Source organism: Myxacorys almedinensis A, assembly GCF_010091945.1.
Classification (GTDB): Bacteria; Cyanobacteriota; Cyanobacteriia; order Leptolyngbyales; family Leptolyngbyaceae; genus Myxacorys; species Myxacorys almedinensis.
Genome location: NZ_WVIE01000011.1, coordinates 31,094 through 46,779 on the forward strand (window position 1 = coordinate 31,094; position 15,686 = coordinate 46,779).

A 15,686-nucleotide genomic window follows, 5' to 3' on the forward strand; every position below is an offset into this window, starting at 1 on the left:
AAGCACGACAGAGAAAGAACGCTGGCTCAAGACAAGACATCTCGCAACGCAGCTAACTGCTCTTGCACAATGCGGTAGTAAATCCAGGTTCCCCGCCGCTCTTTGGCTAACAACCCTGCCTCATACATCACCTTGAGATGATGGCTCACTGTAGGCTGCGATAGCCCCAGCGTTTCTACTAGCTCACAGGCACACACTTCTAGATGCGGCTGGGCAGCGATCAAACTGAGCATCTGCAATCGGGCAGGCTCACCCAGTACCCGAAAAATAGTGGCTAATTGAACTGCCTGATCAGGGGTTAGACGACCCGCCAACAAAGGAGGACAGCACGGAACCATGGGCTTAGAAAACTTCATCGCTTCTATCTTTATAGCTTCTATAGTGACACGCACCCCCAGCCTTTGCCAAAGCATCGATAAGCGTATATATTGATCTATGTCAATATATGGAGCGGTAATGGATTATGCTCAACTTGCCCTGACCATCAGCAATTTAGAATCCGGGATCTAGAAAACGCTAGCACAAGACTTTTGTGACTAATTTCTTAGTTTTTTACAACCTCATTGCCAGCATGAAATTAGGGGTAAGACGCACGATCGAGCAACCCATCAGAGCCTACTCGCGGGAATTAGTTGCAGAAGCCATCGGCACATTTACGCTGGTGTTTGCAGGGACGGGTGCAGTCATGGTGAATCGTCTTAGCGACGGGGCGATCACCCATCTGGGCATTAGCTTTGTGTTTGGAGCGGTGGTGGCGGCGCTAATTTACAGTCTAGGGCACATCAGTGGCGCGCACTTCAATCCGGCTGTAACCTTAGCATTTTGGAGTAGCGGCTTTCTTCGTAAAGACAAAGTGATTCCCTACATTCTGTCGCAAGTCTTGGGCGCGATCGCGGCTTCGACAGTACTAGCATTGTCCTTGGGCTATGTTGCCAATTTAGGCGCAACGTTGCCGCGAGATGGCAACTGGCAGCAGTCGTTTATTTTAGAAACAGTCCTCACCTTTATCTTGATGCTGGTCATTTTTGGATCCGGGCTAGATCGTCGTGCGCCTTTAGGATTTGCCGGAATCGCAATTGGCTTAACGGTGGGGCTAGAGGCTGCTTTTATGGGATTAATGACTGGAGCCAGCATGAATCCGGCGCGATCGTTTGGTCCTGCTTTCGTCGGTTGGACATGGCAGCACCAATGGTTATACTGGGTTGCGCCTATTTTGGGAGCGCAACTGGCAGTATGGGTATATCGGTATCTTTCCAATGGATTTTCCGACCTCAAGCGTTGAACCCTGCTGATCTGACACGATTCTTGGACTTGGTAGATTGGCTGTGCCGCCTTTCGAGCGATCGCGGTGCCCAGCTTCTCCTGCCCTGGTTTGCCCGTTTTTGCAAAGGTTTGACACCCAACCCTGACTGACTATATTCTGGCTACGCCCCCAACCTAATCTTTAGGTAACCTCGCGATTTGTACACAGTTATTTTCACAAGGTAGGGCTATGCACCAGCGATCGCTTCTGTTTCTCAGCATTTTTCTGGTAGGACTCGCGCCCTGGGTAGCGCTGGCTCAACCGTTGCCAGCGCCGTTATCAGAGTCATTACTAGAACCATTATCAGAGCCATCATCAGAGTCGTTGTCAGAGCCATTACTCAAAACATCGCCGCCTGCCTCTCCACCCTCTAAGGTAAACGACCAAACTCAAGCGGTGCGAGTAGTTGTGAAGTTGAAAAAACGGCGGGTCTACGTGTATGAAGGAGACACTGAGATTGCCAGCTATCCGGTGGCGGTGGGTAAAGCGGGTTGGGAAACGCCAACCGGGGAGCATCAGGTCATTAATAAACAAGTGAATCCTACATTTATCAGCTTTAAGACGGGAAAAAAAATTCCGCCGGGATACGACAACCCGCTTGGGGTGAGGTGGATCGGCATTTGGACAGACGGCGACACGCAGATCGGGTTTCATGGCACAAATCAGCCTGAGCTATTGGGGCAAGCCGTGTCGCATGGCTGCTTGCGGATGTGGAACAAAGATGTGACCGCCCTGTTTGAGCGTGTTGCGATCGGGACGCCGGTTTCTGTGCAACCCTAACATGACGTGAGTTCGACGAATTAGAAGATAGCAGGCGGAAGCGCAGGTAAGCCGGTTTCAGGTCGAGCGAGGGTAAGTTGGGCTGATAGGTTGTGAGAAAGTTGATGCCGCACTGTTTAGAGAAGTAGGGACAATCGCGATCGCACTGTTCCGGGTAGGCTTTGATGGCTGCACTCAATTTTTGCTGCGTCGCCCTGGCTCATTTCTCACTTCTCTAACTGAGCCTTCCCAGTTGTGCGATAAAATTTAGGCTCGCTTGTATACAACACCACGCCACTGCCATGAGTAAGGGAACGCTATTCGATAAAGTTTGGGATTTGCACACAGTTGGAATTTTGCCGTCGGGTCAGACTCAGCTATTTATCGGGTTGCATCTGATTCACGAAGTTACTAGCCCACAAGCGTTTGCCATGCTGAAAGAGCGGGGACTAGCAGTGATGTTTCCCGAACGAACCGTGGCAACGGTCGATCACATCGTTCCGACCGAGGATCAGTCGCGCCCCTTTGCCGACGGCATGGCAGAAGCAATGATGCAGGAACTAGAGAAAAACACTCAGGCGCACGGCATTCGGTTTTATAACGTCGGGTCTGGCAGCCAAGGCATTGTGCATGTGATTGCCCCAGAGCAAGGGTTGACTCAGCCTGGGATGACGATCGCGTGTGGTGATAGCCATACTTCGACTCATGGAGCCTTTGGCGCGATCGCATTTGGCATTGGGACTAGTCAAGTCCGCGATGTCCTCGCTTCGCAAACCTTGGCACTGGCAAAACTGAAGGTTCGCAAAATCGAAGTGAACGGCACCCTGCAACCGGGGGTTTATGCCAAAGATGTGATTCTGCATATCATTCGCACCCTCGGCGTGAAGGGCGGCGTCGGCTATGCGTACGAATTTGCAGGGACGACCTTTGAGCAAATGGGCATGGAAGAACGCATGACCGTCTGTAATATGTCGATCGAAGGCGGCGCACGCTGCGGCTACGTTAACCCCGATCAGGTCACGTATGAGTATCTTCAGGGCTGCGATTTTGCGCCTAACGGGGAAGCGTGGGACAGCGCGATCGCATGGTGGAATAATCTCCGCAGCGATGCCAATGCTGTTTACGATGATGTGATCGTTTTTGATGCTGCCAGCATTGCCCCAACCGTAACCTGGGGCATTACCCCCGGTCAAGGCATTGGCATTGATGAACCCGTGCCAACAGCAGATATTATTCCCGAAGAGGAACGGGCGATCGCAGAGGAAGCCTACCAATACATGAATTTGGAACCGGGTCATTCTATCCAGGGTACAAAGGTAGATGTGTGTTTTGTGGGAAGCTGCACCAACGGTCGCATTTCTGATTTGCGGGAGGCAGCCAACTTTGCCCAAGGTCGTCATGTTGCAAAAGGCGTGAAAGCCTTCATTGTTCCCGGTTCTGAGCGAGTCAAAAAACAGGCGGAAGCGGAAGGTCTCGATCAAATTTTCTTGAGCGCTGGGTTTGAGTGGCGCGAAGCAGGTTGCTCGATGTGTCTGGCGATGAATCCTGACAAGCTAGAGGGGCGGCAACTCAGCGCGTCGTCATCTAACCGGAACTTTAAAGGGCGGCAAGGCTCCTCATCGGGGCGCACACTGTTAATGAGTCCGGCAATGGTGGTTGCAGCGGCAGTGACCGGACAAGTCACCGATGTTCGAGAGCTAATTTAGGCTTAGCTTGCGTTGCATGTGGCTGGGTGGAGAGGTAAGAGGGTAGAAGGGTAGATGGAGATGTTACCCATCCACTCATCCACTCATCGATTCCCAGTCCATCATTTCAATCTTGACAGATCACTAGGCGCAAACGTCTCAACTTTATGCGCGGTTTCTGGAGAGTCTTTTTTTCCACTAGCAATTTAAAGCACGCTTGGATCATTCTTTAGGCTGAGCCGGGTAAGCCCAGATGCTTGGCTGTGCGCGGTCTATTGGCACGGGTCATTTAGCATAGATTGGAGAAGTGATCTCTATCTAATAGTAGAGATAGGGGGATGATAGGCTGATTTGTGATCGAAATCACAGGGTTGCGTGATCCAGATCACTCAAGGTAGGATAAACCACAGACATACTGTAGAAGACTCAACTTTAGCCGAGTCATCAACAGGGAACACACGACTGACCGACAGGTTTCTCAGGAAGACTGTCGGTTTTTTATGTCTAATTATTATTTTTACGTCTAATTATCCATTGTTGGGTCTAAAGCAGGAGATTGAGCAGTAAGCATGGGCAGAGCCAACCCCGACCTTAACAAAGCCCTGCTTTAGCCTGGAGAAGGCAGCTAAACGTTTCCCTAAAAACGCTAAACTAGATTCCTCACTTCTCTCTCCTGCTATGTCTCAACTCGTGGCTACGTTCTACAAGTTTGTGCAACTTGCTGACTGCGCTGACACGCGAAAGCCTCTGCTAACCTACTGTTTAGAGCAGGGGTTGAAAGGAACTATTCTTTTAGCAGAAGAAGGGATCAATGGCGCGATCGCGGGTTCTCCGAGTGCCGTTCATAACCTGCTTGCCTTTTTAAGGGCAGATTTGCGGCTGGCAGATTTGGCTCATAGCGAATCGATCACCCACTCGTCGCCTTTTGATCGCATGAAGGTAAAACTAAAAAAAGAAATCGTCACCTTGGGGATGCCAGAGATCAATCCCAGTCAGCAAGTCGGAACTTATGTTAGACCGCAAGAGTGGAATGCGCTGATTTCTGATCCGGATGTGATGGTGATTGACGTTCGTAATACGTTTGAGATTGGGGTTGGCACCTTTGCGCGATCGCACGATCCACAAACCGGATCATTTCGGCAATTTCCGAACTATGTTCAGACTCAGCTTGATCCGCAGCACCACAAAAAGATCGCCATGTTTTGCACGGGCGGCATCCGCTGCGAGAAGGCATCTGCATTGATGCTGGCGCAGGGGTTTGAGGAGGTGTATCACCTGCAAGGCGGCATTCTCAGCTATCTAAAAGCCATTCCCCGTGAAGAAAGCCTTTGGCAAGGGGAGTGTTTTGTGTTTGATCAGCGCGTGGCAGTGACTCAGGGTGTTGAGGATGGTTCCTACAAAATGTGCCGCGCCTGTGGGCACCCAATTTCTCAAGCCGATCAGAGCGCAGAGCTAGATCACGTAGGAAGGGCTTGCTCTTACTGTGGTGCATCGTTCGATTTTTGAACACGGAGGCAGCGCGATCGACGTTGAGGACAGAGGTGAGCGGCGCGATCGCAGCTACAAAGGTAAGATTAGCGCCAGGCACAACTCCGCAGGAAACGCCGTTTCAAAGCAAATGCTAAGCTGCACGCAAAAGAATCCTCCATGGAAAAGGAGGATTCTTTGCTACCGATCGACAAGCCGCTAAATCTTGATCAGACTTCCATCAAACCCGCTAAACTCGAAATTAGAGACTTCGTTGTACGTGAGGTTTTGCTGCCTTAAAATGCTGACTGCAATATCCTCACCTAGTTTAAGAGATTCGGTGAAATCGGTCCGCCAGTGCACTCCGCTAGCATTTCGACCCGATGAAATGTTAGCGGCGACTTTGTTCAACTCGCCCCCAATCGTCATTTTAGAAGCATCTGTTCCAGAGTAAGGGATGAGTTCGGTTCCATCGTCGTTGGCAACAACAGGGTTGAATATTGGGGCAGTTTCATCAAACCAGGCTTTCAGAACAGTGACACAAGCCCCAGCAACGGTTGCATGACCTGATCCATACGCTGGATGAGTTGGCGAACCTTCAGGAAATGCGATTGGCAACAAATAGGTTCCATATCGGCTATGCACTTCCTTCAGTGCAGAAGAGTTGAAAATCTCTTCGTTGATAGGATAGTGAGCCGCATTTGTCACATGATTGTGAATACGTCCACCAAAGGTTTCGGGACGCAAACGACGATGCACATACCATTTCTGATACCACACAGCTTTCAATGCACGAGTTGCAACTTCGGTGACTAAACTGAGAACATGAGGTGCACCAAAAGTGCCAAACCCCATCTGAGTTTTAGAATTTCGATAAGGATTGCCTACATTCAACGGAGCTTTGCTATCAAGCAAAATAAGACAAGCGTTGAGATAGGCTTCGTACAGGGCATCTACGTGAACATAATGACCCAAATCGCGCAAGTTGCGAATGTAGCGTCGAGTCGTGTCAAACGCATCTCCACTTGTAAACCGACCGTTTTGCACGTCGAGCCAAGAGTTGTAATCGGTGAGGTAGTCGATGCCGGGCAGCACAGTTTTTTGGCGCTGAGAAATCGTAAGCGACCCATAGCCAATATCTTTAAGCAAAAATTGCGAGAGGTAAGGACCGACTACATCTCCGGGCGTATCGCCTCGAAATAATAGATTGGGAGTGACTTCGTGCGCCAAACCGGTTTGGGTAGAACGTTCGACTTTGGGAGCACGGTAGTCGGAGAATTGGGATAGATCTTGAGCCGCCGCGATCGCAAGGTAGCTGCGATCGTAATCGGTAAAGTTAACATCCCTGAGCAACGCCATCCAGTACAGTTCAGCCATTTCCGCCGAATTTTGGGCACCGTCAATCCGCGGAGCAGGGCGCATTTTCAGCGCATGAGCATCGGCTCCTTCTAGGTCAAAGGCAAGCCCTGCTTGAGGGTTAGTCAAGGGACGACTGCACGGAATGCCCCCCAATGGGATGGTTTCAAAATCCTCTGACTGTCCGCTTTTTAGAGCCTTTAGTAAGGCTTGATAGGCGCGACGATCGACTTCTCCTAAATGGTTATGGGGCAGACCTTTAGAAAAGTTAGCGATGTAATTGGGTTGCCCATCTTTACCAAGATAAGTCTGTTCTTCGCCGTTGCAGGGGTGCTCAGGTAGCGGCTTAAGATAGGCAATTTGAGCCGCTTCTTGGCGAATTTTAAGCGACTTTTCGCGGCGATCGACATTAGACAGTGGACCGACTTCCTGGCACTCGTAATTGGGATGAAAGTTCATAGTAACTCTAGTTAATGTTTGATTCGCTCTATTAGGAATTAACAACGGTAATAACACTACTTCCGCAAACGCTTTATCAACTTTTTCAAAAACGCCTTGATACAAGTACCAGCCATCTTTTTTAGAGAATAACAGCGACACGGAAGGGTCTATTTGCGTGATCAGCAACGAGATAAAATTTGAATTTAAAATAGATACTGAAAGAAACACAGAAGAATTAGCTATTTCTAATGCCGCTGGTCTAGCCTCAACAAGCTCAGATGCAAGAAACTTTGAAGCCTTAAACTGAAGCAGGCTGTGGGTATTTTGCGTCGAGGTGCGAAGAAGACTAGGCATCATAAACTGTCTCGCAATAAGAAAAAGTTAGCGGCTGTGGTTCGTCTGGTTTGTTAGGCATTGAGTCCCCTTTGACCGCTAACTGCCAACTGCTCGAACAGTTCTACCATAAGCGAAAGGTTGATTCACCTGTAGTACCCGGATGGGTGACGTTAATAAGAGCGATAAATGCTTGTTTAGACACCTGTTTAATTATGGAAGTTGAATACGCTATGAATATTGAATAGTCACGGCAAAAGCGCTTTGAAACAGAGATATCGATTCTCGATCTGCTGCGAATTAAAGACCTAAAAAACTGCGATCGCAGATCGGGCAATCTATCTTGTCGCCCATAAAAAAACACAAAAAAAGGAGGCGCGATAATTCACCTCCTATCTCACTGATCCTTCACTCTTACCTCGTTAATATAAAAAGACCGAGCCAGAACGCTCGACTCGAAGAGTTGTTGCATCAACCCCTAAATCTGTTGTTGTATCGAGCAAAACTTCTAAGGTCTCAGGAGAGGTTGGGGAAGGGTTAGGCGTCACAAGCAACAAGCCTGCATCTTCTCGATCGAGGGTCAGAGTTACAGGTGCTCGAAGCCCTCGTAGAGTGACGCGGGTTCGCCCTTGCAGGGTTCTGGGCTGGGTGTCTCCTACTGCCTGATACATAATCGAAGCGTAAGTGTTGTTGATGAGTGTAATGGTGGTGCGATCGCTTTTCGGCTGAATTCTAGCTCTGGGAATAAATTGCGATTCTGGGGCTGGCGTCACAACCGTGGATGGGGACGGCTGCGCGGATGCAACTATCGGCAACATCACGCAGCAGGCAACAAACGCGCTGACCGTTGCTCCAGTAAGCATCATGCTAATGAATGGTTTTCCTAGTAGTTCTTTCAACGCTATAAACCTCATTTTTCAATTCAATCAATGATTATAGTAGACACAAACATTAAGATAATTACATCTTGAAGGCAGTAGGTTTTCAGATCAATCATCAGATTAATTAGAGGTTTGGAATAACCATTCGACCAATTTGAAGTGGCGTGTTAGCTAGGCTATTTGCTCAATCGATTACAAAAAACTCTTCAGCAGAAGAGGGGTGAATTCCGATCGTGTCGTCAAATTCTTTTTTAGTCACGCCCTTGCGAAATGCGAGGACAAAGCCTTGCAAAACTTCGGCTGCATTATCACCAATGATGTGAATTCCTAAAACTCGATCATCTTTGTGATTCACGACTAGTTTGATCACCGTTTCAGACTTGTGCTTGCTCAATGTATGAAATAGGGGCTGAAACTCCGACTGGTAAGATGTGATGCGATCGCTGCCGCTTTGATCCGCACAAGTGCCAAATTTCTCTTTCGCCTGGGCTTCTGATAACCCCACCGACGCGACTTCAGGGCGAGAACATACCGCCGAAGGAACGCTGTCGTAATCGACTTCGCAAGGATAATTTCCAAACACAAGCTCTGCAAATGCCTTTCCTTCTGTCTTGGCGACGGGAGTAAGCTGCATACGATTGGTGCAATCTCCAACTGCGTAAATGTTGGAAACGCTAGTGCGACTGGAATGATTGACTACGATCGCGCTTCCGTCTAGTTCTACCCCAATCTGCTCTAGCCCTAACCCTTCTAGATTTGGAGCACGCCCGATCGCGCACAGTACCAAATCAGCCGTTACTGTTTTTGTGTGTTCGCCTTCTAAATCAACAGAAATTCCGTTCTCAGTTTTTTCAATTGCTTTAACAGATGTGTTGCAGAAAGTATGGATGCCTCGTTCTTGCAATCGATCTCTTACTGTTGTGCAAATCAATTCATCAAAGCCAGTTAAAATCTGCGGCTCTCGCTCGACCAAGAAAACTTCCACTCCAAATCCGTGCATCATGCTGGAAAACTCGACTCCAATATAGCCGCCTCCTATAACTACAAGCGACTTTGGCAGTTGCGCCAGGCTAAACATGCTATCAGACGTTACAGCATGCTCGATTCCTGAAATGTTGCCCGGTTTAACTGCTTTGCCACCCACCGCGATCAGAATTTTGTCTGCTGTGATGGGGCGATCGTTGATCTCTAGCGTGTGTGAGTCAGTAAACCTGGCTCGACCGCGCATGATTTCGATTCCTGACTTTTCTAGCGATCGCACATAACTTTGGCGAATGTGCTCAATGTGTTGTTTTTGTGCAGAGACTAATGTTGCCCAATCTAGTTGGGGTGCAGATTGCGTCCATCCATACCCACGATACGCTGCTGCCAATCGGGGAAAATCAGCCGCGTAGACCATGAGTTTCTTAGGAACGCAACCGAGATTAACGCAGGTTCCGCCCAAATGATTTGCTTCTGCGATCGCAACATTTGCTCCATAATTTGCTGCTCGTTTCGCTGCCGCCAAGCCTCCTGGACCTGCCCCAATAACGAACAGATCATAATCATAAGTCATCGCAAAACGTTCCTAACAATCAGATATTCAACCCTAAACTAGAGAATCTACAACGCTTAACTCAACTACCAAAAGACAGGTAAACTAGCGATAGAGTAAATGGTAAAAATAATACACTATCAAAAGATAGAGGTTGCAAGAATGCTAAATTCCTATGCTTAGGTAAACGAATACGGAGTCAAGCAAATGGCTAACAATTTGAAAAAGAGCGATCCTGTTGAATGGAATACGTCGGGAGGTCAAACAGAAGGCGTGATTGAAGAAGAAATTACAACGCCTACCGACTTTAAGGGGCACCATTTTGATGCATCTGAGGATCATCCTGAATACAAGGTCAAGAGCGATAAATCTGGCAAAGAGGCGATTCACAAACCAGAATCTTTGAAAAGAAAGGATGAGTAGGTATGGCGGTAGTCCTAAATTGATTTTATAAATATATCCATGAGGCTAACTATGCTTTGTGCTTTAACGACAACGACACGTTATTCGCCTATGCATCCTGAATTCATATACAAATCTTGAATTGAATTCTATGAATCATCCGCTTGGTTTAGTTTGTGTTTCTGCATCAAACGTAGTGCGATATAAAACTATTACACGAAAGCGATTCTTACAGTTTGAAACTCCTGAACAAGAGCAAATATTGCGAGATTTATATGCTGAAAATTTGCGGCGGCTGATCATTGCTCTCGATTTTTGTGCAGCCCATCAAATTTGCTTGTATCGGATGGGTTCGGGGCTATTCCCATTTGCAGATGAGGTGATTGGCTCAGAGATTTTGACAGAGTTTGCAGATGCAATGAGCCAGATCGGAGAGCAGGCAAAACGGCTTGGCATTCGGATGGTTATGCATCCTGAGCAATTTGTGGTCTTAAATTCCGATCGCCCGGAAGTGATCAAAAACAGCATCAAAGTGCTGTCAAGTTATGCTCGTACATTTGATTTGCTTGGGCAGCCGCGATCGCCGTGGGCATTGATGAATATTCACGGTGGCAAGGGCGATCGCGCTCAGCGATTGGTGCAAGTTGTGCGAAATTTGCCCGACAATATTCGATTGCGCCTCACGTTCGAGAATGATGAGTACACTTATGGAGTGGCAGATATCTTAGAAATTTGCCATGGGGCGGGTGTGCCGATGGTCTTCGATGCTCACCATCATGTGATTTACGAACACTCAAAAAGTTATGACGATCCGAGCGTCGCGGTTGCCTTTGAAGCCGCGCGCGAAACTTGGGAAATTCCTCACTGGCAAGTTGTTCACATCTCCAACGGTGTAGAATCATTTGCCGACCAAAAACACAGCGACTACATTACGGTGATGCCCAAATGCTATCGCTCTGCGCCTTGTTGGATCGAGGTAGAAGCAAAGCAAAAAGAATTGGCAATTGAAAAATTGCAACACGAATGGTGGAACTCAGATGCAAATGTGTTAACTCCTATGATTAAAGCGGTAGAAATGACAGGAGCAACTGCCCAACCAACCGTAGAACAAACCGCGATCGCAACGCCCTCTCTCCTCAATCAAAATAGCGCTGATCATGCATCAGACTATGCCCAAGAAACGGCTTTCACTCAACAAATCACACCGATTCAGTAACGCCTGAATGTAATTAAAAAATATTACATCTATTTGCAATAGTTAACGTTTAATCGTGTTATTAGAAGAAAACCAGCCAGAACGCGCTAAGCTTATGTGAATTCTGATTCACATAGGTTATTGCTGTTGTGAGGCATAGTATAGAATGCGAGTCCTGCTGATTTATCCGATTTTTCCACAGAGTTTCTGGTCGTTTGAAAAAGCGCTACAACTGGTTGACCGCAAGGCGATGCTGCCTCCTTTGGGGCTAATTACCGTCGCTGCTATTTTGCCGCAAACATGGGAATTTAGGCTCGTCGATCGTAACGTTGCCACCCTGACTGATGCCGACTGGGATTGGGCAGATCTCGTCATCATGTCGGCGATGATTGTGCAAAAAGAAGATTTTCTTACCCAGATTCGAGAAGCGAGACGGCGGGGTAAACCCGTTGCTGTGGGCGGTCCTTACGCAACGGCACTGCCGCACGAAGCAGAAGCAGCAGGAGCCGATTACTTGATTTTGGATGAAGGCGAGATCACGTTACCGATGTTTGTGAGCGCGATTGAAAACGGAGAATCGCAAGGCGTCTTTCGATCAGGCGGCGATCGCCCCGATGTGACCATCACGCCAATTCCCCGCTTTGATTTGCTCAACTTAGCGGTTTACGACAATATGTCTGTGCAGTTCTCTAGGGGCTGCCCCTTTCAGTGCGAGTTTTGCGACATCATTGTACTCTACGGACGCAAGCCACGCACAAAAAACCCTGAACAACTTCTCGCCGAATTGGAATGTCTTTACCAATTGGGCTGGCGACGCAGCATTTTCATGGTGGATGATAACTTTATTGGCAATAAACGCAACGTTAAGTTATTTCTAAAAGAATTAAAAGTTTGGATGGCAGAGCACGAGTATCCCTTCCACTTGAGTACGGAAGCCTCTGTCGATTTGGCGAAAGATCAAGAATTGATGGATTTGATGGTTGAGTGTAACTTTAACGGCGTCTTCTTGGGGATTGAAACGCCTGACGAAGCCAGTCTGACGCTGACCAACAAACATCAAAATACTCGCGACTCGCTCAGTGAGGCGGTGGATGCGATCGCATCGACGGGGCTACGAGTGATGGCAGGGTTCATCATCGGATTTGACAACGAAGCGCCTGGAGCGGGCGATCGCATTGTCCGGTTTGTAGAGCAAACCACGATTCCGATCGCTATTTTCAGTATGCTGCAAGCGTTGCCCGATACGGCGTTGTGGCATCGCCTCAAAAAAGAGGGGCGCTTGATGGAAGATGTTGCCAACATTAACCAAACGACGTTAATGAACTTTATGCCAACTCGCCCCTTGGAGGAAGTCACCCGCGAATATGTTCGCGGATTTTGGCAGCTTTACGACCCAAGCAATTATCTCAACCGCACTTACCGCCATTTCCTCAAGCTGGGTGCACCTCGGCACCCGTCGAAGCTCAGAAAAGTCACCTGGACAGTGCTGAGAGCGTTTCTCACGGTGTGCTGGCGGCAAGGCGTCGTGCGAGAAACACGTTGGCTGTTTTGGCATCACTTGTTTAGCATTCTCAAACGCAATCCGGGGGTGGTTGAGCATTACCTGTCGGTCTGTGCACTGAATGAGCACTTTCTGGAATATCGCCAAGAAGTGCGATCGCAGATTGAGGCTCAGCTTGAGGAGTATCTGAAAAAACAGCGCCTACATCCTGCCCCTGACCGGGAGCGAGATGCGATCGCAAGCTAGGTAAGCTACCTAACTTTGAGTTGAGGGGTAGATGGGTGAGAGGGTTGATATATCTTCTGACCTAGAATAATTGCGGGGTACGTCAACGAACCGCACTTCAGCTTCTGAGGCATACTAAAGGGCGCGTCGCTAAGAGGATCTGGGTTGAGTCATGTCTTTTGCAAGAACTCCCTCAACCTCGCGAATGTTGTGAAACTTAGCACTGCCAGTTCTCCCAACTGTGGCAACGCTCTCCGCATCTTTGGGCAGCACGAGTATGAACCAGCCTCCCGCGTCTGACTCAATCGATCCCTCTGTTTTGCCCGTCGCCTCAGCCCAACCGACGATCGAAACTGTGCTGCAAAAGCTTCCTCCCGAAGCCAAGCAATGGGCAGAAAGCTTGCCCTGGAACGAACGGCGCTATGTCTTGTCGCTCTGCCATTTGCTGTGCGCGGCAACGCCAGATGTGCAAGCTGAGTTTCTAGATGAATACACTGCAAATGGTCTGATTGCAAAACTCGTCAACAATCACGAGATTAAGCAAAAAGTGAGAGATAATCTTGAGCGCTTTCGGATTTCGACAGACTTAACCGAGGCGCTGGTCAGAAGCTATATTCGACAGTTTTACATTCATTCTGTTCAAGATGCCCGTTGCCAGCCCAATCTATTTCTAGAATCGGCACTGCGAATCGTGGCAAGCACCGAAGAGCGAAACAACATTTTTAACTATGTTCTAGGATTTGAACTGATTAAGATGATGTTTAAGATGAGTTGGCTACAGCACGAACGGCTGTATCGACTTCAGCGTAACCAAGATGATTTTGTGGAGACATACATCAAGCCAATTCAGCATACCCATCGGCTCAATCAAATCATTGTTCCAAAAGACGAAAAATTGTTTTTTGCCCGACGGGAATATTTTGTGCAGCCGCCCGACATATCAGAGAAAAAGTTGGTAGAACTGGCGATCGCAACTTTTACGACCGAGGCAACAACGGGCTTTGGCTTCTCTGTGATCCGCCATCACAAAGCCTTTTCGTTTGACTACGAGTTTATTTACGAACTCAATCAAGATGAAATTTTTTCCTGACCGTCTGACGCTAACCTACCCAACCCAGAGCCGTATAGGTTAGCACCAGAGTCAGGCTTGGACGATTCTAGAGAAGATTAAACTATCCTAAAGAATTGAACTATCCCAGCAGGTATGCCGAGCGCATTGCCCAGACGATCAGCACGCCGATGCTGCCCAAAAGAACGATCGCAGAAGCCGTAATGGCAATTGGGCTATCGGCTCCATCAAACTTCATGATTCCACGGTTTAGGTCTGACATAACGGGCTATAACTCCTCTCTAACAGTAGCGAAATAGGTGGCTCGATATTAAGTTAGCCAACAATTCAAAACTATTGGCTCATTCTGAAGCATTATTTTATCTTTTGTTTTCGATTAGGGTCTGCAATCAATTAAAAGTTTGTCGGAATTTCTTGTTCTGAAATGCACACCAGCAGACAAGATAGAAAAGCACGAGTGCGAATTGTGACTGAATGAGATGGATTTTACTGATTAGTGCAGCGCTGGTAGTCGTCTTGATCTGGGTTGAGGTGGGGCTGCGATCGCGCTTTGGGTTTGGTGATCCGTTGCTGTATGTGGCGGATGATGAGATTGGCTATCTCCTCGCGCCAAACCAAACGGTGCGTCGCTTTGGTAACCGCATCTCGATCAATCAATACTCTATGCGGAGTGCTGCGATCGTGGAGCGCACGGCGGAGAGATCACCCTCGGTGCGAGTGCTGATGGTTGGCGATTCGATCGTCAATGGGGGCTGGTGGACAGATCAGCCGGAGGTGCTGTCTGAACAGGTGGCTCGGCAATGGGACGGCATCGAAGTGCTAAATGCGTCAGCAAATTCTTGGGGACCGCGCAACGAGTTGGCCTATCTTAAACGGTTTGGCTGCTTTGAGGCGCAGGCGATCGTCTTGGTGATCAATACCGATGATTTGTTTGCAACGACGCCCTCCCCTCTGGTTGTAGGGCGCGATCGCAACTATCCCGATCGTAAACCCCTGCTGGCGCTGATTGAGGTGGTTCAGAGGTATCTTTTACCGGCACCAAAACTACCAGAGGCGTGGCAGAAGATTCAAAAAGAAGGCGGCGATCGCGTTGGTGCTAACCTAGAAGCGATTCGGCAGATTCAAGCGATCGCCACCCAAGCCAACGCTCGATTCTTACTGCTGCTCACGCCGTTGCTGCGCGAAGTGGGTCAACCCGGCTCCCGCGAATATGAAATCGTGGCTCGCCAGCGTCTTCTAGCCTTGGCTCAGGCAAACCAAAGCTCGTATATCGACGTTCTACCCCTGTTCAACCAAGCCTCTGATCCCAAGGCTCTCTATCGCGATCATATTCATCTCAGTCCGCTTGGCAACTCGCTTCTAAGTGCTCAGATTAGTCAATGGATGAGTCAATGGATCAATCAATGATCTCGAATTGAATGATCTCGAATTGAATGATCTTGAACTGAATGATCTAGACAATCAGAATCGTGGATTACCTCAGATCTGGATTTTTCCTAATTCCTTCTCTTTAGAAACCGTTAGGTGAGATAAAC

Annotated in this window: 14 protein-coding genes; 9 read left to right on the forward strand and 5 right to left on the reverse strand. The window is 48.4% G+C overall.

Features of this window, described 5'->3' with window-relative positions:
• Nucleotides 1–26: 26 nt before the first annotated feature.
• Nucleotides 27–356, reverse strand: coding sequence for an ArsR/SmtB family transcription factor (locus tag GS601_RS11110; protein WP_162423360.1), 330 nt, complete (start codon nt 354–356; stop codon nt 27–29).
• A 215-nt stretch (nt 357–571) separates the two neighbouring features.
• Here GS601_RS11110 and GS601_RS11115 point away from each other — a divergent pair, with 215 nt between their 5' ends.
• From GS601_RS11115 to trhO, 4 genes are all read left to right on the forward strand, one after another.
• Nucleotides 572–1,282, forward strand: a complete 711-nt coding sequence (locus GS601_RS11115; protein ID WP_162423361.1) for an MIP/aquaporin family protein — start codon at nt 572–574, stop codon at nt 1,280–1,282.
• A gap of 210 nt (nt 1,283–1,492) precedes the next feature.
• The gene (locus GS601_RS11120; RefSeq protein ID WP_162423362.1) at nt 1,493–2,083 is read left to right on the forward strand and encodes a L,D-transpeptidase; all 591 of its coding nucleotides are present in this window, start codon (nt 1,493–1,495) and stop codon (nt 2,081–2,083) included.
• A 281-nt stretch (nt 2,084–2,364) separates the two neighbouring features.
• Complete coding sequence (leuC, locus tag GS601_RS11125) at nt 2,365–3,768, forward strand: 3-isopropylmalate dehydratase large subunit (protein WP_162423363.1); 1,404 nt, start codon at nt 2,365–2,367, stop codon at nt 3,766–3,768.
• 657 nt (nt 3,769–4,425) lie between these two features.
• The gene (gene trhO / locus GS601_RS11130; protein ID WP_162423364.1) at nt 4,426–5,253 is read left to right on the forward strand and encodes an oxygen-dependent tRNA uridine(34) hydroxylase TrhO; all 828 of its coding nucleotides are present in this window, start codon (nt 4,426–4,428) and stop codon (nt 5,251–5,253) included.
• Between the two features lie 180 nt (nt 5,254–5,433).
• Here trhO and GS601_RS11135 read toward each other — a convergent pair whose 3' ends face one another.
• From GS601_RS11135 to gorA, 3 genes are all read right to left on the reverse strand, one after another.
• Nucleotides 5,434–7,029: a vanadium-dependent haloperoxidase gene (locus tag GS601_RS11135; RefSeq protein WP_162423365.1), complete on the reverse strand. Its 1,596-nt coding sequence runs from the start codon at nt 7,027–7,029 to the stop codon at nt 5,434–5,436.
• Nucleotides 7,030–7,766: 737 nt separating this feature from the next.
• The gene (locus GS601_RS11140; RefSeq protein WP_162423366.1) at nt 7,767–8,210 is read right to left on the reverse strand and encodes a hypothetical protein; all 444 of its coding nucleotides are present in this window, start codon (nt 8,208–8,210) and stop codon (nt 7,767–7,769) included.
• Between the two features lie 199 nt (nt 8,211–8,409).
• The gene (gorA, locus tag GS601_RS11145) at nt 8,410–9,780 is read right to left on the reverse strand and encodes a glutathione-disulfide reductase (protein WP_162423367.1); all 1,371 of its coding nucleotides are present in this window, start codon (nt 9,778–9,780) and stop codon (nt 8,410–8,412) included.
• 186 nt (nt 9,781–9,966) lie between these two features.
• On the opposite strand from gorA, the gene GS601_RS11150 reads away from it, so the two are divergent.
• From GS601_RS11150 to GS601_RS11165, 4 genes are all read left to right on the forward strand, one after another.
• Nucleotides 9,967–10,182: a hypervirulence associated TUDOR domain-containing protein gene (locus tag GS601_RS11150; RefSeq protein WP_162423368.1), complete on the forward strand. Its 216-nt coding sequence runs from the start codon at nt 9,967–9,969 to the stop codon at nt 10,180–10,182.
• Between the two features lie 130 nt (nt 10,183–10,312).
• Nucleotides 10,313–11,377, forward strand: coding sequence for a UV DNA damage repair endonuclease UvsE (uvsE, locus tag GS601_RS11155; RefSeq protein WP_162423369.1), 1,065 nt, complete (start codon nt 10,313–10,315; stop codon nt 11,375–11,377).
• A gap of 145 nt (nt 11,378–11,522) precedes the next feature.
• Entirely contained in the window at nt 11,523–13,103 is a 1,581-nt protein-coding gene (locus GS601_RS11160; RefSeq protein ID WP_162423370.1) for a B12-binding domain-containing radical SAM protein, read from the forward strand.
• Between the two features lie 256 nt (nt 13,104–13,359).
• A complete protein-coding gene (locus GS601_RS11165) occupies nt 13,360–14,172 on the forward strand; it encodes a cobyrinic acid a,c-diamide synthase (RefSeq protein WP_238393210.1) in 813 nt (270 codons plus the stop codon).
• Between the two features lie 100 nt (nt 14,173–14,272).
• Here the strand turns inward: GS601_RS11165 and GS601_RS22890 are convergent, their stop codons facing one another.
• Nucleotides 14,273–14,413 (reverse strand): hypothetical protein, encoded by a 141-nt coding sequence (locus GS601_RS22890; RefSeq protein ID WP_202925013.1) that lies wholly within the window; start codon nt 14,411–14,413, stop codon nt 14,273–14,275.
• A gap of 212 nt (nt 14,414–14,625) precedes the next feature.
• Here GS601_RS22890 and GS601_RS11170 point away from each other — a divergent pair, with 212 nt between their 5' ends.
• Complete coding sequence (locus GS601_RS11170) at nt 14,626–15,558, forward strand: SGNH/GDSL hydrolase family protein (protein ID WP_162423371.1); 933 nt, start codon at nt 14,626–14,628, stop codon at nt 15,556–15,558.
• The last annotated feature ends 128 nt before the right edge of the window (nt 15,559–15,686 follow it).